The following is a 22,342-nucleotide window of genomic DNA, read 5'->3' on the forward strand; positions in this document are numbered from 1 at the left end:
TGGACACGCAGTGACGTAATCCATCCGAAACGTGATCGACCGCACGTCTCTTGATCAGTCGACGTCCACCCAGTCCAGAGTGCGCTGCACCGCCTTGCGCCAACCGGCGTAGCCGGCCGCGCGCTGCTGCGGCGACCAGGACGGTTGCCAACGCCGACTCTCGTTCCAGTTCTCTCGGAGTTCGTCGGTGTCCCGCCAGAATCCGACGGCCAACCCGGCGGCGTACGCCGCGCCGAGGGCGGTGGTCTCGGCGACCACCGGCCGACTGACCGGCACGCCGAGGATGTCCGCCTGCAACTGCATACACAGGTCGTTGACGGTGACGCCGCCGTCCACCTTGAGGCACTCCAACGCCACGCCCGAGTCCTGCGCCATCGCCTCGGCCACGTCGCGGCTCTGGTAGCAGATGGCCTCCAGCGTCGCCCGCGCGATGTGCCCGTCGGTGTTGTAGCGGGACAGACCGACGATCGCGCCCCGGGCGTCGGAGCGCCAGTACGGGGCGAACAGGCCGGAGAAGGCCGGTACGAAGTAGACCCCGCCGTTGTCGTCGACCTGGCGGGCGAGATCCTCGCTCTGCCCGGCACTGCTGATGATCTTCAGCTGGTCACGGAGCCACTGCACGGCCGAACCGGTGACGGCGATGGACCCTTCGAGGGCGTAGACCGGCGGCTGGCCGGCGAACTGGTAGCACACGGTGGTGAGCAGCCCGGCCTCGGACCGGACGATCTCCGAGCCGGTGTTCAGCAGCATGAAGTTGCCCGTACCGTAGGTGTTCTTCGCCTCGCCCGGCGCGAAGCAGACCTGCCCGACGGTGGCGGCCTGCTGGTCGCCCAGGTCCGCGGTGATCGGGACGGCACCGGCGAACGGGCCGTTGGGCAGCGTGACGCCGTAGGCGTCCGGATCGGACGACGGCACGATCCGGGGCAGCATGGCGCGTGGGATGTCGAAGAACGACAGCAGCTCGTCGTCCCAGTCGAGGGTCTCCAGGTCCATCAGCATGGTCCGGCTGGCGTTGGTGGGATCGGTGACGTGCGCGCCGCCGTCGACGCCACCGGTGAGGTGCCAGAGCAACCAGGTGTCGGTGTTGCCGAAGATCGCCTCGCCGCGTTCGGCGGCGGCCCGCACCCCGTCGACGTTCTCCAGAATCCACTGGATCTTGCCGCCGGAGAAGTAGGTGGCCGGCGGTAGACCGGCCTTGCGCCGGATGACCTCACCGCGCCCGTCGCGTTCCAGGGCGGAGGCGATCCGGTCGGTCCGGGTGTCCTGCCAGACGATGGCGTTGTAGTACGGCAGACCGGTGCGCCGGTTCCACACCACCGTCGTCTCCCGCTGGTTGGTGACGCCGAGGGCGGCCAGGTCGCTGGCGGCCAGGCTGTGCGTGTTCAACGCCGTACGCACGACCGTCTGGGTCCGTTCCCAGATCTCCAGCGGGTTGTGCTCGACCCAACCGGCGCGCGGCAGGATCTGCTGGTGTTCGAGCTGGTGGCGACCGACCTCGTTGCCACCGTGGTCGAAGATCATGAACCGGGTGCTGGTGGTGCCCTGGTCCACGGCGCCGACGAAATCCGCCATCCGGTTCTCCTTGTCATGGTCCTCGTTGCGGTGCGGGCCTCGGGTAGATCCTTCCCGATCTCCGCGCCGCCCACCATGCGCGCCTGAGGCACCGGTCAGGTGGCCGCGCACTCGGGCGGTCGACCCACCCGGCGCGGCGGCGGATCCGGTCGGGCAGCGGCGGGAGCTACGCCGCCGGGCCCGGTCCCCAGGCCGGTGGCGGGGGCGGCGCCGGATCATTGCCCCTCGGCAATAGTCGCGGATATCGGTGGACAACGTACTCTGCCTGCATGAACAACCTCAGCCCGCCGGACGCCCCGGATCCTGGCGATCCGTCCTGCGGGGGCGAGGAGGCGGTCGCGCTGCTGTCCGAGTCGTTCACCGCGCAGACCGTGACGGCGTTGCGGCACCTGCTCAGCGCGCGGGTGGCCGCCGCCGGTCTCACCGGCGACGTGGCCGAGGATCTCGTCCTGGCGGTGCACGAGTTGGTCACCAACGCCGTGCTGCACGGCGGGGGTCGCGGGCGACTCCACCTGTTCCGGCGGGCCGACCTGCTCGTCTGCGAGGTCACCGACCATGGTCAGGAGTCCGGCGGGGACCTGCCGGTGAACCTGCCGGCGACGAACAACCCCGGGGGTCGTGGTCTCTGGCTCGCCCACCACCTGACCGGGGCGTTGACGCTGACCCGCCGACCCGACGGCCTGACCGCGACCGTCACCGCGAGCCTGCCCGCCGCACCGCCGACCGCGCCCCAGCCGCAGCCGCAGCCGCAGCCGCAGCCGCAGGTTGCCACGGACCGGCCGCCGTACCCGTAAGTCCGACGGCCGGTCTCGCGAGCGTCAGGAGAACGCGACGCGGGTCCGCCGGGGCGGGGCCCCGGCATTCCGGTCAGCCGATCCCGTGACCCGCTGCCGATCCCCGAGGGTCAGCGGTTCTGCTTCTGCTGGCACGGCACGCAGAACCGCGCGTGCGGCAGGATCTCCAGGCGTTCCCGGGGGATGTCCGTGCCGCACTTCTCGCAGCGGCCGTAGCCACCGGCGGTGAGGCGCTTCAACGCGCCCGAGATCTGCTCGATGCTCTGCCGGGTGGCGGCGATCAGCGCGGCGTTGGTGTGCGCCTGCGCCGGATCGCCGGTGTCGGCCGTCAGTTGGGTCAGCCGAGCCGTCTGGGCCTCGAACTCGTGATTCAGCGTCGACTCAAGGTTGGTGAGCCACTGCTGGTCCTGAACGTCGGTCCGTTCACTCATGTCGGTTCCTTCCCGGAAAAAGAAAAAGGGCCGAAGCTGTGCGCTTCGCCCTTGCCGTCACGTGTTGGTGAACGGTTTCCGGAGGGCTCCGACCGGCGGGACGGGGCTGACCAGCCCGCGCGGGGACTCGACGCGCCTGCGCGCGCAGCACGACCGGCGCCGCCGCCGTGACGGCGGCGACGCGGGTGAGCAGCACGGCGGGTCGCATCAAACCACCATAGGCCGCGGCGCGCAGGAAGCCAATGCCGATCTGCGCCGCACCTGACGTACCGGCACCAACACCGCCGAACCGGTACGAGGGCGGATCAAAGTCGCTAAGGTTGCCGTGGCGGAGGAGTTCGGGCAGCACTTCGCCATCGGCGCGGACCCCGCCCGGCGGCAGCCCGTGGCCGGGCACGGCCAGCAGGAGGTGCCGGATGTCGGAGGCTGTGCACACCTTCTTCGACAACTTGGTCAGAAGCGGGGGTCGGATGCTGCGCCAGATCTCCGGCACCATGCGCTTCGACCTGCGCTATCCCAACCGGGTCGACCACTGGAACCTCCGCATCGACCAGGGTCGGATCACCGTGACGCACGGTGGGACACCGGAGGTGGACACCGTGATCCACACCGACGAGGAACTCTTCCTGCGGATGGCGCACGGCGAGGTCAAGCCGGTGCCCGCGTGGTTACGCAACGACTTCACCGCCGACGGAGAGTTCCGCCTCGTGATGGTGCTGGAGCGACTGTTCGCACCGCCGCCGAACGCCCGCCACCCCCGCGAGGTGGCCGTCAGCCAGAAATCCCCGACCTCGCCCGAGCGCCGAGCGCCCGCGCCGGGCGCGGTGAACTCCACCGCCGACGACCGGGGGCCGCGATGAGGAAACTGGTCCGCATCCTCGACGGCAACATCTTCGCGCTGAGCGAGGTCAACGGCGACATGGTCTTCAGCCCCACCAACCCGAGTGGGTTCTTCGCCTTCGACACCCGCTTCCTGTCCACCTGGCGGCTGAGCATCGACGGGCAGCAGCTCTCGCCGCTGGCCGTGCACGACGCCAGCTACTACAAGATCCGCTTCTTCCTGGTGCCCGGTCATCCGACCCACTACGTCGACGCGAAGGTCTCGGTGATCCGCGACCGCTGGATCTCCGACAGCGCCTTCACCGAGCACCTGACCGTGCTCAACCACAGCAACGACGCCGTCGACTTCGTGGTGCGCATCGACGTGGACAGCGACTTCGCCCCGGTCTACGACGTGGTCTGGCCGCACCGCTCCGCGCTGCGCGGCTACCGCGAGGTGTCCGACGGCCGCCTGCGGCTCGGCTACCGGCGGGAGAAGTTCCACCGGGTGACCGACATATCAAGCAGCGAACCGGCCGACCTGGACGAACGTGGGCTGACCTTCCGCATCCGGGTCGAGGCGCAACGCCGCTGGAGCACCCTCCTGCGGGTGGCGGGGCGGGTGCTGCGCCCGGACGGGGCAGACGTACGGGAACGACTACGGCATCCCCGGGGCAAGGTCGGCGCCCCGCTGCACCACGACCTGAGCCAGTGGCTCGCCGACGCGCCACGGCTGCACTGCGACTGGCGGCAGTTGACCGAGACGTACCAGCGGGGCCTGATCGACCTGGCCGGTCTGCGCTTCTCCCCCCTGGCCATGCCGAACAAGACCATGCTCGCCGCCGGACTGCCCTGGTCGGCCACCATCATCGGCCGCGACAACATCCTCACCTGCTTCCAGACGCTGCCGTTCGTCCCCCGGATGGCGGAGACCACCCTGCGGCTGCTCGCCCTGGACCAGGGCACGGTGCTCGACGACTTCCGCGACGAGGAACCCGGCAAGATCCTCAACGAGTTCCGATACGGGGAGATGGCCGCCTTCGAACATCGCCCCCAGTCGCCGTACTTCGGCGGAGCGGACGTGACCCCGCTGTTCGTCGTGCTGCTCGACGAGTACGAACGCTGGACCGGCGACGCCACGCTGGTGCGCGACCTCCAGGACGCCGCCCGCGCGGCGCTGCGCTGGATCGACGAGTACGGCGACCTGCGCGGCGACGGCTACCTCTGGTACCAGCCGCGCAACAACGAGAGCGGGGCGCAGAACCACTGCTGGAAGGACAGCCCGGAGGCGATCTGTTACCGGGACGGCCGGATACCCGGGCAGCCACGGGCCACCTGCGAGTTGCAGGGTTACGTGTACGACGCTAAGCGACGCGGGGCACGGCTCGCCCGCGAGTTCTGGGACGACCCGGCGTACGCCGATCGGCTGGAGCGCGAGGCCGAGGAGCTCAAGCAACGGTTCAACCGCGACTTCTGGATCGACGGCGGCGAGTACTTCGCGTTGGCGCTCGGCCCCGACGGTGACCAGGTCGACGCACTGGCCTCGAACATGGGACATCTGCTGTGGAGCGGCATCGTGGACCCGTCCCGGGCCGCCCTGGTCGCCGGCCACCTGCTCGGGCCACGACTCTTCTCCGGCTGGGGGGTACGCACCCTGGCCACCGGACAGACCAGCTACAACCCGCTCGGCTACCACCTGGGCACGGTGTGGCCGTTCGACAACTCGCTGATCGCCTACGGGCTACGCCGCTACGGTTTCCTGGAGGAGGCGGGGATCATCGCCGAGTCCGTCGTCAGGGCGTCCCGGTACTTCGCCGGGCGGATGCCGGAGGCCTTCGCCGGCTACGACCGCAGTCTGACCCGCTATCCGGTGCCGTACCCGGCCGCGAACAGTCCGCAGGCGTCCGCGACCGGCGCCACCTTCCTGCTGGTACGCACCCTGCTGGGTCTGGAGCCGTACGGCGAGCACCTGGTGGTGCAGCCGGCCATCCCGGAGCGCTTCGGCCGGATCGAGCTGCTGGACATCCCGGGCCGCTGGGGTCGCAAGGACGCGATCGGCAACGCGCGCCCCGCCCGCCACGATCAGGTCCGACGGTGACCGTTCACCGGGCACGGCGTAACGTGCTGCGGCATGACCGGCGTGGCGCACTCGCATTGTTCGTACTGTGGCGCGGCTTATCCGCCGCAGGCCGGCTGGCCCCGGCTCTGCACCGCCTGCGGTCAGCAGGTATGGCGTAACCCGTTGCCGGTGGCGGTTGCCGTGCAGCCGGTGCGGACCGCCACCGGCGTCGGTGTGGTCGTGGTCCGACGCGACATCGAACCCGCCCGTGGGCTGCTCGCACTGCCCGGCGGTTTCATCGAGTACGGCGAGCGGTGGCAGGACGCACTGGTCCGCGAGCTACGTGAGGAGACCGGGCTGCACGCCGAGGCGGAGGGCGCGACCCTGGTCACCGTGCTCAGCGCGCCCGCCGGCGGCACCATGCTGATCTTCGGTGAGCTGCCGGTACGCCCCGTCGAGGAGCTTCCGCCGTCGGCGCCGACCGAGGAGGCCACCGAGTGGCTGGTGGTGACCGAGCCGACCGAGCTGGCCTTCTCCACGCACACCCAGGTGCTGGCGGACTTCCTCGCGCGTCACCCGGCCTGACCGTCCACCCCACGGGCAGGCGTGCCGGACGGCTGCGCGGGTAGACGAGCGAAGCCGCACCGGGACTCCGGAGTGGCGGGCCTGCGCCGGATCGGGCCCGTTGACACGTTCCGGGGGTGTCGATGACCAACGAGCCGGAGGCGCCGGACGACGTCGTGGAGCTGCGGGTGCACGGGGTGTCCGGTGCCAGCGCCGAACAGATTCTCGACCGCCCGCACAGCTACCAGGTGGCCGGGGACCGCAGCGGCGGGTTCTTCCGGCCGCGTCCCGGCTACCCGGACAGTAGGGGCACGGCCGGCGTGACGGTGGAGGCGTACCGCTGGAGCGACCTTCCCTCCGGCACCACCGTCCGGACGCTGTCGCTGATGTTCCTGCTGCCCTTCATGCTCTGCAACGTCGCGATCTGGATGCGACCTACCCGCAGTGAGAGCAGCTCCAGTGCGGTGCTGAAGGCGGTCTGCCGGCTGCTCGCCCTCACCCTCACGATGCTGTACGTGCTCGCGGCGATGGGCGTGGCACTGGACCTGATCGCCTGGCGGTGCATGCCGAACCCGTCCTGTCTGGCCGGGCGGCCATGGCTGTCCTGGATCGGCGACCGCCCCACCGGGTTGACGCTGGCCGCCTTCGCGCTCCTGCCGGTCGGCGCGCTCGGGCTGGTCTGGCGGCTCGCCGCGCACCCCGGCCACAACTTCGACGCCTTCCGCACCCCCACCACCATGGCAGGGGTGCACCAGCTCAGCGCGGTCGGCCAGTCCGACGGCGCACCGACCGTGGGCCGACTGCGCTCGCTGCACGTCGCCACCGGCCTGATGACCCTCAGCCTCGGTCTGGTCGCCGCCCGGATCGACTCCGGCCCGTCGCCCCTCGGCATGGCCCTGGCCGTCGTCACCGGGTCGGTGCTGCTGACCTGCGTCGTGCTGGTCTGCGTCCACCCGTTGATCGACCTGCGTCCGGTGGGTTCGTTCGCGGACCGGATCGTCCGCGGGCTCTGCGCCCTGGCCATCGTCCTGACCGCGATGGTGCTGGGCTCGATCGCGGTGGACCCGACCCCGTGGCGGGTCAGCGGAGGGCTGCCGGGCTACACGACGACGGTGGGACTGACCATCCTCTCGCAGGCAATCCTGCTGTTCCTGCTCGGCACCGGCGTGCTGATCAACCGGAGCCGGGTGGGCGCCACCCGTGGCATCGGAGCGGGCGATCCTCGTCGTGCCGGTCCCGAACCGGCGCCCGCCGTCGGCATCAAGCCCGGCGAGATGCGACGCGGCTTCGGCCGCGACGGACTCAGCTCGGGGCCGCTACGAGGGTTGGGGGCACCCGTGATCGCGGCCGCCGCCACCGGTTTGGCGGTGGCGATCTCGGCGGACCTCGTCTACCGGGTCGCCGACCTGCTCAACCGTGGTGCCACCGCCGACGAGAACCAGGCGATCAGCCCACCGCTCGGCTACAAGTGGGCCATCTTCGTGTTCCTCCTGGCGGCGGCGAGCACCCTGGTGTCGGCCGTCGTCATCAGCCTGGTCAGCTGGCGTGCCCGGATGCGTACCGCCCGGGCCACCGTCGGGTACGACTTCCCGGACGCGCCACCGGCCGCCGCATATCGACTACACCAGGTCGAACGGACGATCGCCCGGGCACGGTTCACCGAGCGGCTCGAGACGATCGCCGTGGTCTACGCCTGTGTCGTCGGGGTGGGCATGCCCAGCAGCCTGCTCGGCATGCTGGAGTTGGCCCCGGACACCACGGTGCAGCGGTTGACCGGCATCCCGGCCGCGGCGACCAGCTTCGCCATCCAGGTGGGCAGTTTCGTCATCGCGTCGGTCGTGCTCGCGCTGCTGATCGGCGGCATCTTCGCCTACCGTACGTCCGAGTTCCGCAGGTACGTCGGCGTGCTGTGGGACCTGGGGACGTTCTGGCCTCGGGTGGCGCACCCCTTCGCGCCGCCCTGCTACGCCGAACGCGCCGTCCCGGAGCTGGCCCGGCGGATCGTGTACCTCACCGAACACGGTCACCGGGTACTGCTGACCGGGCACAGTCACGGCTCCGTGCTGCTCGCCGCCACGATCCTCCAACTGCCGACCGAGGTGTGCGGCCGGTTGGCGCTGCTGACGTACGGCTCCCCGCTGCGTCGGCTCTACATGCGGCTGTTCCCGGCCTACGTCAGCGAGGCGGCGCTCTGCGAGGTGGGCAAGCGGGTCGGCTGGCGGTGGATCAACCTGTGGCGCGACACCGACCCGATCGGCGGCTGGGTCTTCTCGCCGCACCGGCCTGGCCGAGCGCCGACCGTGCGCGGTGCCGCCGGCACGGTGGACCGTCGGCTGCGCGACCCGGTGGACGTCGTACCGCCGCCGGGCGACAGCGTCCCGCCGCCGATCACCGGGCACTGGCCGGGTGAGTCCGACCCGCGTTTCGCGACCGCGATGGCGGAGTTGACCGACCGGCTGCGGCGGCAGTCTCCCCGGCCGCACTGACCAGTCGAAGCCGGTACGACTCGGCGCGCGGTGCGGCTATCCTTCCCCGAATGGGCACCTCCCCCAGCGCCGAGCGGACCCTGATCGCGTCGAACCGCCGAGCCCGCCACGACTACACGGTGCTCAAGACCTACGAGGCCGGCATCGTGCTCGCCGGGACCGAGGTCAAGTCGCTGCGGGCGGGACGGGTCTCGCTGGTGGACGCCTTCGCGCAGGAACGCGACGGGGAGATCATGCTGTACGGCCTGCACATCGCCGAGTACGGCTACGGCAGTTGGACCAATCACGCGCCCCGGCGTACCCGCAAACTGCTGCTGCGCCGGGTGGAGATCGCCCGGATCCTCGACCGGACCCGCGAGGGCGGCATCACCCTGGTGCCGCTGTCGATGTACTTCTCCGGCGGCTGGGCCAAGGTCGAGCTGGCACTGGCCAAGGGACGCCGGACGTACGACAAGCGGCAGGTGTTGGCCGAACGCGACGCGAACCGGGAGATCGCCCGCGAGCTGGGCCGCCGGCTCAAGGGACGCCCGGCACGCGGCTGAGCCGAGTCACCGGGTCGACCGCGACCCAAGGCCGACCGGACGCCGGGCCAGCCGCGCCCCCGGGGAGGGTGGCGGGGCTCAGCCGGGATGTGGGTCGGCACCGGCGAGGGGTGCCTCAGCCGGCGAGCAGGTGGGCGTGGGCGGCCCGCAGCCGGGCCAACGCGGGATCGGTGCCGGGCGGGAAGCGCCGATCCAGCTCGGCCCAGACCTCGGCGAGCGCCGCCGCCACCGTCCGCAACTCGGCGGCGTGGCGGCGGCGACTCTGCTGTCGCTGGGCGTCGAGCCGCCGGGACCACCCGGCGGTGACCTCGGCCAGCCGATCGGCGTCGGCACGCGCCTCGGCGACGGTGCGGGCAGCCGCCGCCGGCACGATGGCGGCGACCGGCCGGGAGTCACCGTCACGGGTGACCACGGTGACCGTGTCGGTCAGCTCCGCCATGGCGACGAGTTGGCTGAGTCGGGTGCGCGCCTCGCGAAGGGGCAGCGAGCGCGCCGGGGTGTTTCGCGGAGTGAGGGCGGGGACAGCCATGAATACATGGTCGGTACCGGGTACGACACTTTCCGCTACGGTCGACGCGGCGGACGGTCCCGACGGGACGGGAACTGGGTGCCGGGCCGGGCCAGCGTCGACCGGGCGCGCAGCCCCACCGGATCGGGTGCGGTGACATCCGGCTCGCCGCCCGCCGCAGCCGAGGCCGTGGCCGTGGCCGGTTGCGTCCGCCGGGCAGCCAGATACGCCATCGCGGCCCGGTCGTCGTCGCTGGGCGCGGCGAGCAGCGCGTACACCAGACCGACCACGCCGAAGATCACCAGCAGCACGATCGGGATCAGCAGCGTACCGACACCGGCCCCGGTGACCTCGGCCGGCTCGTCGTGCAGGTGCACCGACAGGGCGCTCATCCCGGTGAAGTGCATTCCGTTGACCGCCACCCCCATCACCAGCGCCGAGGCGAAGATCGCCACCGGCCTGCGGACGGTCACCGCGAGCCAGAGCGCGACAGAGGCCGCGACCACGGCGATCACCACCGACAACCCCGCCCGGAGGTTGTCGTAGAGCAGCCGACCGTCAAGCCGCATCGCCGCCATGCCGGTGTAGTGCATCGCCGCCACCCCCGCACCGGTGAACAGGCCGCCACCGAGGATCCGCGCCACCGAGAGGCGACCGGTGCCCACGATCGCCAATCCGATGCCGACCGCCACCACCGCGAGCAACGCGCTGGCGACCGTGATCGGCACGTCGTACCGGATCCGCGTCCCGGTCACGGCGAACCCGAGCATCGCCATGAAGTGCATCGTCCAGATCGCCGTGCCGCCGAGCGCCCACGCGGCCAGGCTCCCCCACCAGAGCTTCTGACCGGTGCTGGTCGCGGTCCGGATCCGGCCGGCGCAGACCAGGCCGAGGATCGAGCCGAGCACCGACAACGCGTAGCTCAACGCCGGTGTGATCCAGCCGTACTCGAAATGATTGATCTCTGCCACGTGGGCTCCCCCCAGAGCTGCTACCGGCGCGTAGCGCACGCGCCGATGACATGATCCGGGACGCTTCTACCAGGCACAACAGGGCCCCCGGGCACTCCGGGGCGTGCCGCCACGGTGACGCAGCGACGGTAGGGCTGACCGCCGTCGGGGGCGGTCAGGCCGGCGAGTGGTAGGCCAACACACCCCGGTTGACCGCGTTGATCGCCTGCCGGGCGGTGGCCCGCAACTCGGTGGAGGCACCGCCGGAGTCGGCCAGTTGGCCGAGCAGGTCCACCACCTGGCGGGCCCACCGGACGAAGTCGCCGGCCGGCATCTCGCCGTCGAGTTGCCCGCTGGTCAGCACCTTCGCCAACGCCTCGCCCCGGGCCCAGCGGTAGATCGGCCAGGCGAAACCCAGATCGGGTTCCCGGGTGACCGCCAGGCCACGCGCCGCCTCGTCGGCCTCGATCTCGCCCCACAGCTTCAGGGTCTCGTCGACCGCCTCGGCGACCGCGCCGCGCGGCAGCGAGGGCCGCTCGTCGACGTCGCGGCGGGCCTCGAAGACCACCACCGAGACCGCAGCGGCCAACTCGGCCGGTGACAGGCCGTCCCAGATCCCACGCCGCAGGCACTCCGCCACGAGCAGATCCGCCTCGGTCCAGATCCGCGCGAGCATCCGACCGGCGTCGGTGACAGCGCCGTCGGCAGCGAGATAGCCGCGCGCGGTGAGCAACGCGACGATCCGGTCGAAAGTACGCGCCAACGACCCCGTCCGACCGGCGACCCGCTCCCGTAGCTCCTCGGTGTCCCGCTCCAACCGGCGGCGGCGCTCGGCCCAGCGGGCGTGCTCCTCCCGCTCCGGGCAGGCGTGGCAGGGGTGTCGGCGCAGCTCGGCACGGAGCTGGGTGAGCTGCTGGTCCTCCGTGGAGCGTCGCCCCCGGGAGCCCCGGCGGGAGTGCCGGTCCAGGCCGGTGCCGGTGACCTGAGCCGCCAGGTCACGTCGGGCGGCCGGGTTACGGTGGTTGAAGTGCTTGGGCACCCGGATGCGGGCCAGCACCTCGGCCGGGGTGGTGAAGTCACCGGGGCTGATCCGACCGGCCCAGCGATCCTGGGTGAGCACCAGCGGACGCGGCTCGCTGAACCCTCCGGCCGCCGGGTCGAGCACCACGGCCAGGCCCGCCCGACGTCCGGACGGCACCCGGATCACGTCGCCCACCCGCAGCCGCTCCAGGGCCGTCACCGCCGCCGCCCGACGCTGGCTCTGCCCCTGCCGGGCGATGGCCCGCTCCCGGTCGGCGATGGCCACCCGCAGGGCGAAGTACTCGTCGAAGTCGCCGTGGTGGCATTCCGCCTCGACGCCGTACGCCTCGATGGTCTCGGTGTTGCGCTGCACCTGGCGGGCCAGGCCGACCACCGAGCGGTCCGCCTGGAACTGGGCGAACGAGGACTCCAGCAGCGCTCGCGCCGGCTCCGCGCCGACGCTGCCGACCAGGTTCACCGCCATGTTGTACGACGGCCGGAAGCTGGACCGCAGCGGATACGTCCGGGTGGAGGCCAGGCCCGCCACGTGCCGGGGGTCGGTCTCCGGGGACCACACCACCACGGCGTGCCCCTCCACGTCGATGCCCCGACGACCGGCCCGCCCGGTGAGCTGGGTGTACTCCCCCGGAGTCAGGTCGACGTGCGCCTCGCCGTTGTACTTGACCAGGCGTTCCAGCACCACGCACCGGGCGGGCATGTTGATGCCCAGGGCGAGGGTCTCGGTGGCGAAGACCGCCTTGACCAGCCCTCTGACGAACAGCTCCTCCACGACCTCCTTGAACGCCGGCAGCATCCCGGCGTGGTGGGCGGCCAGCCCCCGCTCCAGGCCGTCGAGCCACTCCCAGTAGCCGAGCACCGACAGGTCCTCGCCGGGAATCGCCGTCACCCGGGACTCCACCACCCGGCGGATCTCGGAGCGTTCCTCGGGCGAGGTGAGCCGCAGCCCGGCGGCGAGGCACTGCTGCACGGCGGCGTCGCAGCCGGCCCGGCTGAAGATGAACAGGATCGCCGGCAGCAGCCCCTCGCGGTCCAGCCGGTCGACGATGTCCGGGCGCATCGGGCCACGCCAGCGTGGCCCGCGCCGCCCGCCGCCGAACCGGCCCTCGCCGAGGTCGAGGCGGCGCATCGTGTCCCGGGTGTAGCGCAGCAACTCCGGGTGCACGTCGTGTTTGCGGGCCGCGGCGGCGTCGTGGAACAGGTCGAACATCCGCTTGCCGACCAGCATGTGCTGCCACAGCGGCACCGGCCGGTGCTCGCTGACCACCACCGTGGTCTCGCCCCGCACCGTGATCAGCCAGTCGGCGAACTCCTCGGCGTTGGAGACCGTCGCCGACAGCGACACCAGGGTCACCGAGGCGGGCAGGTGGATGATGACCTCCTCCCAGACCCCGCCACGGAACCGGTCGGCCAGGTAGTGGACCTCGTCCATCACCACGTACGCCAGGCCCTCCAGGGTGGCCGAGCCGGCGTAGAGCATGTTGCGCAGCACCTCGGTGGTCATCACCACCACCGGGGCGTCGCCGTTGATGGCGTTGTCGCCGGTGAGCAGCCCCACCTGCTCGACGCCGTACCGGTCGACCAGGTCGTGGTACTTCTGGTTCGACAGAGCCTTGATCGGCGTGGTGTAGAAGCACTTGCGGCGGGGACCGTCGACCGGCTCCGGCCGCCCCGGCGCACCCCGCAGCGCCAGGTGTACGGCGAACTCGCCGACCACCGTCTTGCCCGCGCCGGTGGGCGCGCAGACCAGCACGCCACTGCCCCGCTCCAGGGCCTGACACGCCTCCCGTTGGAAGTCGTCGAGGTCGAACCCCAGGTCAGCGGTGAACTCTTCCAGTGCCGGAAACTGTGAGGCCTGGGCGGCCCGGCGGCGTGCCGCGGCATACCGCTCGGCGGGGCTCGACATGCTTCAAGATTAGTGCGTGCCTCCGACGAGCACCCGGCAAGGCCGACCGTCGGGGTGGTCGGGGCGGGTCGGTAGGGTGCACCACGTGCCGGATCATGCCGAACCGACCGTTCCCGTACCCGACGTCAATCGGGGCCCGTCCCGTCGGCGGGTGCGGGCGGTGCTGTTCGACTTCCACGGCACGCTGGCGCAGGTGGAGGAGCCCAGCCAGTGGGTGCTGGCCGCCGCGTCGGCGTGCGGCGTGGAACTGGACCGGGCCCGCGCGACCGCCCTGGCCGACCGGCTGCTCACCGCCGGGCGCGCCGGTGGGCCGCTGCCGGCGCGGGTACCGCCCCACCTGGCCGAGCTGTGGGCCGACCGGGACCTGTACGAGCACGCCCACCGGGGCGCCTACACCGGGTTGGCCGAGACGGTCGACGCCGGTATCGACGGGTTCGCCGAGGCGCTGTACGAGCGGGTGCTGACGCCGCAGGGGTGGGTGCCCTACCCCGACACCGCGCCGACCCTCGCCGCGCTGCGGGCCGCCGGTGTCCGGGTGGCGGTGGTCAGCAACATCGGCTTCGACATCCGACCGCTCTTCGCCGCCTGGGGACTGGCCGACCTGGTCGACGCCTACGTGCTGTCGTACGAGGTGGGCCGGTGCAAGCCCGACCCGGCGATCTTCTGGCGGGCCTGCGGCATGCTCGGCGTCGACCCCGAGGAGTCGCTGATGGTCGGCGACACGCCCGCCGACGCGGGTGCCGTCGCCGCCGGGTGCGCCGCCCTGATCCTCCCCGCCGCCGATCCCGGCCGCCCCAACGCGCTGGGCTCCGTCCTCGACCTCATCCAGCCCGCCGCCTGATCCGGGCGTCACCGGCACCTGCGGCCCGCGTCCGGTCCCACGCAGACCGGTGGGACGGTCAGCGGAGCAGGTGCAGGGCGCGCGGGACGGCGGTGACCGTCAAGGGCAGGGCGAGGGAGCGTTCACCGTCGGCGTACGTGGTGATGCCCGGCGCGTCGAGGGTGACGGTGCGGGCCCGGTAGGTGCGTACCAGCGGATGGGCGACGTGGGTGCCGGCGTAGATGCGCGGCTTGACCCGGATCAGCGTCCGTCGGTCGAACCGACCGCCGACCACCACGTCGAGCAGACCGTCGGTCGGGTCCGCGTCGGGGCAGATCCGCATCCCGCCGCCGTAACTGGCCCCGTTGCCGACCGCCACCAGCACCGAGTCGACCTCGATCCGCTCGCCGTCGAGGGTGAGGGTGTACCGGCGTGGCCGCAGCCGGGCCAACTCCACCAGGATCGCCAGGTCGTACCGGCGGGGACCACGCGGCCAGCGCATCCGGTTGGCCCGCTCGTTGACGATCGCGTCGAAACCGGCCGCGAGCACCGCGCCGTACCAGCGGAGGGTGCCGTCCGCCCCGGTCATCCGGGCCAGGTCGACGGGTCGGCTGCGTCCCTCACGCAGGGCCGCCGTGATGACCTCGACCGCCGCCCGGGGGTCGGCGGGGAAACCGGTCTCCACCGCGAAGTCGTTACCGGTGCCCGCCGGGACCGGCCCGAACGGCACCGAGGTGCCGGCGACGGCCTGCATCGCCTGGTGCACCGTGCCGTCGCCACCCACCGCGACCAGCGCGGCGGCCCCCTCGGCCACCGCGGCCCGGCAGGCCGCCTCGGCCTGCACCGCGCTGGCGGCGCGCAGCAGCCGCACCGGCCGGTCGGCTGCGGCGAGACCATCCAGCAGGTCCGGCAGCAGTCCCCGGTGCCGACCCCGCCCGGCGGTCGGGTTGGCCAGCACGGCGACGGGCCCGTCGGGCACCGAGGGGTGATCGTCTGAGGTCACGGCGAGCACCGTACTGCCTGGGCCGGCGCGGACGCGACCACGCCGGCCAGGCAGTCGGTCCTACGACGCGTCAGGTGACGTCGTCGTAGCGTCGTTCGATCGGCAGCGGCTTGGCCACCGGCTCCGGTGCGTCGATCGGGCCGACCGTGCCGACCGACGGTCCCGCCGCCACCGACTCCCGGTCGAACTCCAGCGGGGACGCCTCGTCGTCGGCGATCCCGGCGTAGACCTCCTTGCCGCGTCCCCTCCGCCGGTCGTTGAGGAACGCCACCCCGACCGCGATGAAGTAGAGCAGCGACAGACACAGCGCCAGCAACGTCATGCCGAACGGACCCGGGTCGGGCGTGGCCACCGCCGCGAACGCGAAGCAGACGAACACCACCACCCGCCACCAGCTGAGCAGCCGCCGGGCGCTCACCACGCCGGTGAAGTTGAGCATCAGCAGGGTGAGCGGGAACTCGAACGCCACCCCGAACAGCAGGATCATGGTGGTGACGAAGCTGATGTAGCGGGTCACCTCCAGCTGCGAGTCGGTGCCGGTGACACCGGCCTCCAGCAGGAAGGCCAGACCCTTGTCGACGACCAGGAAGGCGAGGACCGCACCGGCGGCGAACAGCGGAGCCGCGATCGCCACGAAGACGTACGCCCACTTGCGCTCGTGGCGGTGCAGCCCGGGTGCGATGAACGCCCACAACTGGTAGAGCCAGACCGGGGCCGCGAGGATCAGACCGATCCAGAGCGCCAACTTGAGCTTGAGGACGAAGCCGTCCGCCGGGGCGAGCATCAGGAACTTCTGGCACTCGCCGTCGACCATCATCCCGGGCAGTCGACAGTACGGCTGGCTCAGCAGGTCGAACGCCGGCTGGGCGAGCAGGTACCCCCCGATCAGCCCGACGATGATCGCCACGGAGGCGCGGAACAGCCGGTCACGCAGCTCGCGGATGTGCTCGATGAGGGTCATCGAGCCGTCGGCGGCCCGCTCGAAGTTGCTCGGTCCGCGTTTGCGGAGTCCGAAGGCCACGGCTACCGGACCCGGGGATCAGTTATCGCGGACGCGCTGCACCGGGTCGACCGGCGGCTGCACGGTGCCCTGGTAGGGCTGCTGCTGGGGCGGGTACGGCTGGTAGCCGGCCTGCGCGTCGGCCTTACCGGCGAGGTCGCGGTCGTCGTCGGCCAGGCTCTTCGTCTCGGCCTTGATGATCCGCAGTGAGCGACCGAGGGACCGGGCGGCGTCGGGGAGCCGCTTCGCACCGAAGAGCAGGATCAGCACGACCACGAGTACGGCGATGTGCCACGGCTTGAGGGCACCCATGTGAAGCTCCAGTCGCTTGTGCCAACGGGGGTGGTATCGCAGCCCATCGTACGTGCGACGAGGGCCGTTGCCACCCGCCGGGGCGGAGGGGGTTCGTCCCGGTGGCTGCAGTCTCGGCCACCGGGAACTGCCACGTCAACCGTGCGGCTGGATCTTTCTGCGCGAAGTGACCCCTCCGCGCGCACGAGAATGCACCGTACGGGCAGGAACGCGCACCGCGCGGTGCGTCGGTCGACCGCGCGTCAGTCGCCGCGACGCGCCCTGATCAGGGTGAGTCGCTGCTGGGTGGTGTCCAGTCGGCTCTGTAGCCCCTCCGCCTGCTGCTGGAGATGCTCGGCGGACTCGCGCAGCGCCGTCGCCTCGTCGACCCGCCGCTGCAACGCCAGCACCGCCCGGCGCAGCTGGGGCAGCCGCGCCAACACCGGTCGTACCGCCAGCGCGAGCAGAACCAGCGGCACCAGCACCAGGGCGAGCACGATCCACTTCAGCACGCGGGCCAGCCTACTGCCTGTCGCCGGTCGCTGCCGGGTCCGCACCGGCCGGCACCGGCCGGGCGTACGCCTCCAGGGCCGCCACCGCCGACTCGTGGACCTGCCCGGCCAGCTCGGCCGGGGCGACGACCTCGACGTCCGGGCCGAGGCCGAGCACGAACCGGCGGGCCCAGCCGAGATCGGTGACGCGCAGCGACACCACCCACCGTTCACCGTCGGACTCGACCCGCTCACAGGGGTAGTACTCGGTGATCCACCGCTGCCCCCGCCCGATCCGCAGGGTGATCAGCGGCAGGTCGGGCGAGGGACGGAACGCCCCGTCACGCAGGTCGTGCGGTCGGGCCTGCGGCGGCACCACGGCGGGTTCGGCCAGCTCGGTCACCGCGTCGATCCGGTCGGCCCGGAACAACCGCACCGCCTCGGCACGGCGGCACCACGCCTCGACGTACGTGACGCCACCGGTCATCAACACCCGTAGTGGGTCGACAACCCGCTCGGTGGTCTCGTCACGGGTGGCCGTGTAGTAGGTGATGCGCAGCGCCCGGCCGCTCTGCACCGCGGCACGCAGCTGCTCCACCCGCCCGGTGTCGCCGGGCAGTCGTACCTCCACCGGCGCGGCGACCAGGTCACCGGCCGCGTCCTCGATCTTCGCGAGGGCCCGCTCGACGGCCTCCCGGTTGGCCACCCCGGGGGTCTCGGCGAGCATCCGCAGCGCCACCACCAGCGCCAACGCCTCGTCCGGGGTGAGTCGCAGCGGCCGGTCGATGCCCGCGTCGTAGGTGATGGTCACCCGGTCACCGTCGAACGCCATGTCGATCAGGTCACCCGGGCCGTACCCGGGCAGCCCGCAGACCCACAGCAGTTCCAGATCCTCCCGCAGCTGCCGCTCGGTGACGCCCAGGTCACCGGCCGCCTCGGCGATCTCGATGCCGGGCCGGGCGAGCAGGTACGGCACCAGGTTCAGCAGCCGGGCCAGCCGATCGGCCGAGGCCCGGGAACCGGCACGCGCCGCCGGACGGGTCGGGCCGCTCACGGGAGCACCGCCAGGGCGTCGTGGCCGGCGGCGATCTCCTTGAGCCGCTGGATGACCGCCTCCCGCACCTCGGGCGGGTCGATGACCCGCACGTCCGGCCCGTAGCCGACGAGGTGACCCGCCAGCCAGCAGGCGTCGCCGTACGGCAGGACCACGCGGTCCGCCTCCGGCCCGGCGGTGACCTCCACCGCCCAGCGGCGCAACCCGGCGGCGCGCCCCGGGGTGACCAGCACGGTCGCCCGCCCGGGTCGCTCGATCGGGCCGGACCAGCGGGCCACGTGACTGATCAGGTCGACGTCGGTCGGCGGCTGGTAGGCGTTCGGCTCACCGGCGGCCCGCACCACGCCCACCACCCGCGACAACCGGAAGCAGCGGGTGGCGTCGCGGTCGAGGTCGTGGCCGACCACGTACCACCGGCCGCGCCAGCAGACCACGCCCCACGGTTGCAGCCGACGGCGGGCGGGCGCGTCCCGGTCCGGGACGCGGTAGTCGAAGCGGACCTCCCGCCGGTCGCGGGCGGCCGCCGTCAGCGGGGCGAACGCCGGGTCGACGGTGACCATCGGCTCCAGTCCGAGGGTGGCCTGCGGATCCACGTCCACACCGGCCGCGCGCAGCTTCGCCAGCCCCGAGGAGGCGGCGGCGGCCAGACCCGCGTGCTGCCACAGTCGCGCGGCGATGCCGACCGCGGCGGCCTCGTCCGGCTGGAGCGGGATGTCGGGTAGCGCGTACTCCCGGCGGGCGATCCGGTACCCGGGCTCCGTGTCGAAGGCGCTCGCCGTCCCGGTCTCCAGCGGTACGCCCAATTCCCGCAGCTCGGCCTTGTCCCGCTCGAACTTACGCTGGAAAGCCTCGTGCTCCCGGGCGTCGTCCAGATCGTGTTCATAACCGGGCACGGTCGCGGCGATCTGCGCGGCGGTCAGGAACCGCCGCGTGGACAGCAGGCAGATCACCAGGTTGACCAGGCGTTCGGTGCGGCTGCGCGACACCCCGTAGACGCTAGCAGCCCACACCCGTCACGCATCCACCCCACGCCACGCCCACATACTCCCATTCACCCCGACTCGCCGATCAGGCGACGGTGGTCGCCGGAACGCGCCTTTCATCAGGGTTTGCCCCCATGGTAAGCGTGCTCGGCGGATGGCACCCGGTGGGCGGCGGACAGCGGGGTGGGGGTTAGCGTGCGGGCATGGTGCGGTGGCGAGCGGGGACGGTGGCGGGGCTGCGCAGGCGGTGGGCCGGGGCGGTGGAGCTGGACGTCGAAGTGGACGACGGCGGCACCATGCGGGCACTGGCCTACCCGGCGCTGGTGGGTGAGCCGGAGCCGGGCGACCGGGTGCTGCTCAACGCCGGTGCGCTGCTGATGGGCCTGGGCACCGGCGGGTACGCGCTGGTCGTGGCGCTGCCGGAGCGGCTGCCGCCGGATCCGCCGCAGGCGGGCGACACCCGCGACGCGGGGCATCTGGTCAAGGCCCGCTACACCCCGTTGCAGCCGATCCTGCTCGGTGTCGACGAGGAGGCGTCACCGCACCGGGAGATCCTGGCCGCCGCCGACGACCTCGCCGGGCTGCCGGTGGTCACCGCCGACCTGCACTCCGCCCTGCCGGCGATCCTGGCCGGGATCCACCTCGACGCCCCCGAGGCGCGGGTGGCGTACCTGCTCACCGACGGTGGGGCGCTGCCCGCCTGGTTCTCCCGCACCCTCGCCGGGCTGCACGACGACCTGGTCGGCACGATCAGCGTCGGGCAGGCGTTCGGCGGCGACCTGGAGGCATCGACGCTGCACAGCGGGCTGCTCGCCGCCCGGCACGTGCTCGACGCCGACGTGGCGGTGGTGGCGCAGGGGCCGGGCAATCTCGGCACCGGCACCCGCTGGGGATTCTCCGGGGTGGCCGTCGGCGAGGCGGTGAACGCCGTCGCCGCCCTCGGCGGTCACCCGATCGGTTCGCTGCGGATCTCCGACGCCGACCCCCGGACCCGGCACCGGGGCGTGTCGCACCACAGTCTCACCGCGTACGGCCGGGTGGCGCTGGCCCGTGCGGAGCTGGTGGTGCCGACGGGCCTGGACCCGACGCTGGCCGCCGAGGTCGACGCCGCGTTGGCCCCGCTGGGCGAGCGACACACGCTGGTCCGGGTGGACACGGACGGGCTGGACGCGGCCCTGCGGCGCAGCCCGGTGCCGCTGTCGACGATGGGGCGCGGGCTGGACGCCGACCACGCCTACTTCCTCGCCGCCGCCGCGGCCGGTCGGCACGCCGCCCGCCTGACGGCGCAGCCCAGCCTTAGTTAACGCGGCCCAGCGTTAGTCCACGCGGCCAGCGTTAGTTAACAAGGGGCCCCTGCTCTACCGCAGGCGTTAATAAGGTGCCCTTCCTTTCACCTCACGCGAGGATGACCAGGGCGGCCCAGGCGCCCACGATCAGCGCGAGGGCCAGGGCGAGCACCCAGGTGGGCACGGTGTACTCGCCGCGACGGTTACGTTCGACCTCGGCGCGGATCTTCTCGCGGCGGCGTTCGAGCCACGTCTGCCGCTGGGCACCCGGGGTGGACGGTTCAGAAGGAATCATGGCCGGTCCAGCCTACCCGGGGCCGGCCGGTTCGACACGGCCCCGGTCGGCCGGTCACATGCTGGCGATCAGCCGTTCCACCCGCTCGTCGTACGCCCGGAACGGGTCCTTGCACAGCACGGTCCGCTGCGCCTGGTCGTTGAGCTTCAGGTGCACCCAGTCGACGGTGAAGTCCCGCCGCTTCTCCTGGGCGTGCCGGATGAACTCGCCCCGCAGCCGGGCCCGGGTGGTCTGCGGCGGCGTCTCCTTCGCCTCGAAGATCTCCGGATCGGTGGCGACCCGGTCCACCGCGCCGCGCCGCTCCAACAACGCGTAGAGGCCCCGACCCCGGCGCAGGTCGTGGTACGCCAGATCCATCTGCGCCACCCGGGGGTGCGACAGCGGCAGGTCGTGCTTGCGCTGGTACCGCTCGATCAGGCGCAGCTTGCTCACCCAGTCGATCTCCCGGGACACCGGTTCCAGATCGCCGGTCTCCACCGCCCGCAGCACCCGGCCCCACAGCTCGACCACCCGCTTGGCGGTCTGGTCGCCGCCGCGCCGCTCCACGAACTCGGTCGCCTTGGCGAGGTACTCCTGCTGGATCTCCAGGGCGCTGATCTCCTTGCCCGAGGCCAGCCGCACCTTGCGCCGACCGGTGATGTCGTGCGACACCTCCCGGATCGCCCGGATCGGGTTCTCCAGGGTGAGGTCACGCATCACCACGCCACCCTCGATCATCCGCAGCACGATGTCGGCGGTGCCGACCTTCAGCAGCGTGGTGACCTCGTTCATGTTGGAGTCGCCGACGATGACGTGCAGCCGGCGGTAGCGTTCCGCGTCGGCGTGCGGCTCGTCGCGGGTGTTGATGATCGGCCGGCTGCGGGTGGTCGCCGAGGAGACCCCCTCCCAGATGTGTTCGGCCCGCTGGGACAGGCAGTACACCGCACCACGCGGGGTCTGGAGCACCTTGCCGGCACCGCAGATCAGTTGCCGGGTGACCAGGAACGGGATCAGGACGTCGGCGAGCCGGCCGAACTCGCCGTGCCGGGACACCAGGTAGTTCTCGTGGCAGCCGTACGAGTTGCCGGCCGAGTCGGTGTTGTTCTTGAACAGGTAGATCTCACCGGCGATGCCCTCGTCGTGCAGCCGCTTCTCCGCGTCGATGAGCAGCCCTTCCAGGATCCGCTCACCGGCCCGGTCGTGGGCGACCAGGTCGACCACCGAGTCGCACTCGGGGGTGGCGTACTCGGGGTGTGAGCCGACATCCAGGTAGAGCCGCGCCCCGTTACGCAGGAAGACGTTGCTCGACCGGCCCCAGGACACGACCCGGCGGAAGAGATACCGGGCCACCTCGTCGGGGGACAGCCGCCGCTGTCCGCGGTAGGTACAGGTGACGCCGTACTCGGTCTCCAGACCGAAGATTCGCCGTTCCATGATGAGACATTAGCCGTACCGAGGCCCTGTTCGTCAC

22 protein-coding genes are annotated in these 22,342 nt (G+C 72.0%); 8 read left to right on the top strand and 14 right to left on the bottom strand.

Annotation, left to right across the window (positions count from 1 at the left end):
• Window positions 1-54: 54 nt before the first annotated feature.
• Window positions 55-1,572, bottom strand: a complete 1,518-nt coding sequence (gene glpK, locus FF096_RS17790; protein ID WP_155219760.1) for a glycerol kinase GlpK — start codon at window positions 1,570-1,572, stop codon at window positions 55-57.
• Between the two features lie 269 nt (window positions 1,573-1,841).
• Here glpK and FF096_RS17795 point away from each other — a divergent pair, with 269 nt between their 5' ends.
• The gene (locus tag FF096_RS17795) at window positions 1,842-2,366 is read left to right on the top strand and encodes an ATP-binding protein (RefSeq protein ID WP_155219763.1); all 525 of its coding nucleotides are present in this window, start codon (window positions 1,842-1,844) and stop codon (window positions 2,364-2,366) included.
• 110 nt (window positions 2,367-2,476) lie between these two features.
• On the opposite strand, the gene FF096_RS17800 is transcribed toward FF096_RS17795, so the two are convergent.
• Together FF096_RS17800 and FF096_RS26360 are read right to left on the bottom strand one after the other, a co-directional pair.
• A complete protein-coding gene (locus FF096_RS17800) occupies window positions 2,477-2,797 on the bottom strand; it encodes a TraR/DksA C4-type zinc finger protein (protein ID WP_155219765.1) in 321 nt (106 codons plus the stop codon).
• Complete coding sequence (locus FF096_RS26360; protein WP_196222565.1) at window positions 2,790-3,293, bottom strand: hypothetical protein; 504 nt, start codon at window positions 3,291-3,293, stop codon at window positions 2,790-2,792. The genes FF096_RS17800 and FF096_RS26360 overlap by 8 nt, the downstream gene beginning before the upstream one ends.
• Here FF096_RS26360 and FF096_RS26365 point away from each other — a divergent pair.
• From FF096_RS26365 to smpB, 5 genes are all read left to right on the top strand, one after another.
• Complete coding sequence (locus FF096_RS26365) at window positions 3,268-3,657, top strand: SCP2 sterol-binding domain-containing protein (RefSeq protein WP_196222566.1); 390 nt, start codon at window positions 3,268-3,270, stop codon at window positions 3,655-3,657. The two genes, FF096_RS26360 and FF096_RS26365, sit on opposite strands and share 26 nt — an antisense overlap.
• Entirely contained in the window at window positions 3,654-5,714 is a 2,061-nt protein-coding gene (locus FF096_RS17810) for a glycogen debranching N-terminal domain-containing protein (protein ID WP_155219771.1), read from the top strand. Before FF096_RS26365 ends, FF096_RS17810 begins: the two co-directional genes overlap by 4 nt.
• A gap of 33 nt (window positions 5,715-5,747) precedes the next feature.
• Window positions 5,748-6,260, top strand: coding sequence for an NUDIX domain-containing protein (locus FF096_RS17815; RefSeq protein ID WP_155219774.1), 513 nt, complete (start codon window positions 5,748-5,750; stop codon window positions 6,258-6,260).
• Between the two features lie 122 nt (window positions 6,261-6,382).
• A complete protein-coding gene (locus FF096_RS17820) occupies window positions 6,383-8,725 on the top strand; it encodes a hypothetical protein (protein WP_155219777.1) in 2,343 nt (780 codons plus the stop codon).
• Between the two features lie 50 nt (window positions 8,726-8,775).
• A complete protein-coding gene (smpB, locus tag FF096_RS17825) occupies window positions 8,776-9,267 on the top strand; it encodes an SsrA-binding protein SmpB (RefSeq protein WP_155219780.1) in 492 nt (163 codons plus the stop codon).
• A gap of 115 nt (window positions 9,268-9,382) precedes the next feature.
• On the opposite strand, the gene FF096_RS17830 is transcribed toward smpB, so the two are convergent.
• The 3 genes from FF096_RS17830 to FF096_RS17840 all read right to left on the bottom strand — a co-directional run bounded on the left by FF096_RS17830 (window position 9,383) and on the right by FF096_RS17840 (window position 13,669).
• Entirely contained in the window at window positions 9,383-9,796 is a 414-nt protein-coding gene (locus FF096_RS17830) for a type II toxin-antitoxin system Phd/YefM family antitoxin (protein ID WP_155219783.1), read from the bottom strand.
• Window positions 9,797-9,831: 35 nt separating this feature from the next.
• Complete coding sequence (locus FF096_RS17835) at window positions 9,832-10,746, bottom strand: MHYT domain-containing protein (protein ID WP_309223503.1); 915 nt, start codon at window positions 10,744-10,746, stop codon at window positions 9,832-9,834.
• A gap of 154 nt (window positions 10,747-10,900) precedes the next feature.
• The gene (locus tag FF096_RS17840) at window positions 10,901-13,669 is read right to left on the bottom strand and encodes an RNA helicase (protein ID WP_155219786.1); all 2,769 of its coding nucleotides are present in this window, start codon (window positions 13,667-13,669) and stop codon (window positions 10,901-10,903) included.
• A gap of 85 nt (window positions 13,670-13,754) precedes the next feature.
• Here FF096_RS17840 and FF096_RS17845 point away from each other — a divergent pair, with 85 nt between their 5' ends.
• Window positions 13,755-14,510: an HAD-IA family hydrolase gene (locus FF096_RS17845; protein WP_309223504.1), complete on the top strand. Its 756-nt coding sequence runs from the start codon at window positions 13,755-13,757 to the stop codon at window positions 14,508-14,510.
• 58 nt (window positions 14,511-14,568) lie between these two features.
• Here FF096_RS17845 and FF096_RS17850 read toward each other — a convergent pair whose 3' ends face one another.
• The 6 genes from FF096_RS17850 to FF096_RS17875 form a co-directional block, all read right to left on the bottom strand.
• Window positions 14,569-15,501: a diacylglycerol kinase gene (locus tag FF096_RS17850; protein WP_309223505.1), complete on the bottom strand. Its 933-nt coding sequence runs from the start codon at window positions 15,499-15,501 to the stop codon at window positions 14,569-14,571.
• Window positions 15,502-15,562: 61 nt separating this feature from the next.
• Complete coding sequence (tatC, locus tag FF096_RS17855) at window positions 15,563-16,513, bottom strand: twin-arginine translocase subunit TatC (protein ID WP_309223506.1); 951 nt, start codon at window positions 16,511-16,513, stop codon at window positions 15,563-15,565.
• An 18-nt stretch (window positions 16,514-16,531) separates the two neighbouring features.
• Entirely contained in the window at window positions 16,532-16,804 is a 273-nt protein-coding gene (tatA, locus tag FF096_RS17860; RefSeq protein WP_155219792.1) for a Sec-independent protein translocase subunit TatA, read from the bottom strand.
• A gap of 242 nt (window positions 16,805-17,046) precedes the next feature.
• A complete protein-coding gene (locus tag FF096_RS17865) occupies window positions 17,047-17,295 on the bottom strand; it encodes a hypothetical protein (protein WP_309223507.1) in 249 nt (82 codons plus the stop codon).
• Between the two features lie 10 nt (window positions 17,296-17,305).
• On the bottom strand, window positions 17,306-18,328 hold the full coding sequence (locus FF096_RS17870) for a YafY family protein (protein ID WP_309223508.1): 1,023 nt from the start codon (window positions 18,326-18,328) through the stop codon (window positions 17,306-17,308).
• A complete protein-coding gene (locus FF096_RS17875; RefSeq protein ID WP_309223509.1) occupies window positions 18,325-19,314 on the bottom strand; it encodes a WYL domain-containing protein in 990 nt (329 codons plus the stop codon). The genes FF096_RS17870 and FF096_RS17875 overlap by 4 nt, the downstream gene beginning before the upstream one ends.
• A gap of 200 nt (window positions 19,315-19,514) precedes the next feature.
• Here FF096_RS17875 and FF096_RS17880 point away from each other — a divergent pair, with 200 nt between their 5' ends.
• Window positions 19,515-20,615, top strand: coding sequence for a DUF3866 family protein (locus FF096_RS17880; RefSeq protein WP_155219795.1), 1,101 nt, complete (start codon window positions 19,515-19,517; stop codon window positions 20,613-20,615).
• A 91-nt stretch (window positions 20,616-20,706) separates the two neighbouring features.
• Here FF096_RS17880 and FF096_RS17885 read toward each other — a convergent pair whose 3' ends face one another.
• Both FF096_RS17885 and pafA read right to left on the bottom strand, forming a co-directional pair.
• Window positions 20,707-20,892 carry a hypothetical protein gene (locus FF096_RS17885; RefSeq protein WP_155219799.1) on the bottom strand — a complete coding sequence of 62 codons (186 nt, stop codon included), beginning with the start codon at window positions 20,890-20,892 and terminating at the stop codon, window positions 20,707-20,709.
• 54 nt (window positions 20,893-20,946) lie between these two features.
• The gene (gene pafA / locus FF096_RS17890; protein WP_155219802.1) at window positions 20,947-22,305 is read right to left on the bottom strand and encodes a Pup--protein ligase; all 1,359 of its coding nucleotides are present in this window, start codon (window positions 22,303-22,305) and stop codon (window positions 20,947-20,949) included.
• Between the last annotated feature and the right edge of the window lie 37 nt (window positions 22,306-22,342).

The sequence above is a fragment of the Micromonospora sp. CP22 genome, from assembly GCF_009712475.1.
Classification (GTDB): Bacteria; Actinomycetota; Actinomycetes; order Mycobacteriales; family Micromonosporaceae; genus Micromonospora.

Excerpts from the sequence above, each read along its gene's own strand:
- FF096_RS26360 (WP_196222565.1), bottom strand. The coding sequence starts at position 3,293 with ATGGTGCCGGAGATCTGGCGCAGCATCCGACCCCCGCTTCTGACCAAG.
- FF096_RS17815 (WP_155219774.1), top strand. The coding sequence starts at position 5,748 with ATGACCGGCGTGGCGCACTCGCATTGTTCGTACTGTGGCGCGGCTTAT.
- pafA (WP_155219802.1), bottom strand. The coding sequence starts at position 22,305 with ATGGAACGGCGAATCTTCGGTCTGGAGACCGAGTACGGCGTCACCTGT.
- FF096_RS17830 (WP_155219783.1), bottom strand. The coding sequence starts at position 9,796 with ATGGCTGTCCCCGCCCTCACTCCGCGAAACACCCCGGCGCGCTCGCTG.
- FF096_RS17795 (WP_155219763.1), top strand. The coding sequence starts at position 1,842 with ATGAACAACCTCAGCCCGCCGGACGCCCCGGATCCTGGCGATCCGTCC.
- FF096_RS17820 (WP_155219777.1), top strand. The coding sequence starts at position 6,383 with ATGACCAACGAGCCGGAGGCGCCGGACGACGTCGTGGAGCTGCGGGTG.
- FF096_RS26365 (WP_196222566.1), top strand. The coding sequence starts at position 3,268 with ATGCTGCGCCAGATCTCCGGCACCATGCGCTTCGACCTGCGCTATCCC.
- FF096_RS17800 (WP_155219765.1), bottom strand. The coding sequence starts at position 2,797 with ATGAGTGAACGGACCGACGTTCAGGACCAGCAGTGGCTCACCAACCTT.
- glpK (WP_155219760.1), bottom strand. The coding sequence starts at position 1,572 with ATGGCGGATTTCGTCGGCGCCGTGGACCAGGGCACCACCAGCACCCGG.
- FF096_RS17840 (WP_155219786.1), bottom strand. The coding sequence starts at position 13,669 with ATGTCGAGCCCCGCCGAGCGGTATGCCGCGGCACGCCGCCGGGCCGCC.
- smpB (WP_155219780.1), top strand. The coding sequence starts at position 8,776 with ATGGGCACCTCCCCCAGCGCCGAGCGGACCCTGATCGCGTCGAACCGC.
- FF096_RS17880 (WP_155219795.1), top strand. The coding sequence starts at position 19,515 with ATGGTGCGGTGGCGAGCGGGGACGGTGGCGGGGCTGCGCAGGCGGTGG.
- FF096_RS17885 (WP_155219799.1), bottom strand. The coding sequence starts at position 20,892 with ATGATTCCTTCTGAACCGTCCACCCCGGGTGCCCAGCGGCAGACGTGG.
- tatA (WP_155219792.1), bottom strand. The coding sequence starts at position 16,804 with ATGGGTGCCCTCAAGCCGTGGCACATCGCCGTACTCGTGGTCGTGCTG.
- FF096_RS17810 (WP_155219771.1), top strand. The coding sequence starts at position 3,654 with ATGAGGAAACTGGTCCGCATCCTCGACGGCAACATCTTCGCGCTGAGC.